This is a genomic window from Sphingorhabdus sp. (assembly GCF_046292425.1).
Taxonomy (GTDB): Bacteria; Pseudomonadota; Alphaproteobacteria; order Sphingomonadales; family Sphingomonadaceae; genus Sphingorhabdus_B.
This window is the reverse complement of sequence record NZ_JBKBQV010000116.1, coordinates 1-571: the sequence shown is the minus strand read 5'-3', so window position 1 is coordinate 571 and position 571 is coordinate 1. Positions and strand designations below refer to the sequence as shown.

1 protein-coding gene is annotated in these 571 nt (G+C 68.7%); it reads left to right on the top strand.

Going from position 1 to position 571, the window contains the following annotated elements; genetic code table 11:
• The coding region (locus ACK4S7_RS13175) for an EF-Tu/IF-2/RF-3 family GTPase (RefSeq protein WP_409647716.1) at nt 1-571 on the top strand (571 nt) is incomplete at both ends.

Below are 571 nucleotides of genomic sequence, written 5' to 3'. Positions count from 1 at the left end.
GCTGGGCATCCGCCACGTCGTCCTGGCGGTGAACAAGATGGACCTGATGGGCTGGTCCCAGGATGTGTTCGACGCCATCGTCGCCGACTTCTCCGCCTTCGCCGACCAGATCGGGCTCAAGTCCTTTGACGCCATTCCGATGTCCGCCCTGCGCGGCGACAACATCACCGAGGCCAGCGCCCATTCGCCCTGGTACGCCGGCCCGCCGCTGATGAGCCTGCTGGAAACGCTGGAGGTCGGCGACGATCTGCAGGCCGATCCGTTCCGCCTGCCGGTTCAGTGGGTCAACCGGCCCAATCTCGACTTCCGCGGCTTCTCGGGCCAGATCGCCGCCGGGACCGTGCGCCCCGGCGATCCCGTCCGCGTCCTGCCGTCGGGCCGCACCTCTACCGTCGCCCGCATCGTCACCGCCGACGGCGACTTGTCCCAGGCGGTCGCGGGCCAGTCGATCACCCTGACCCTGACCGACGAAATCGACGTCTCGCGCGGCGACGTTCTGGCCTCGGCAGACGCCCCACCCGAGGCCGCTGATCAATTCGAGGCCACCGTGGTCTGGATGGACGACGAACCC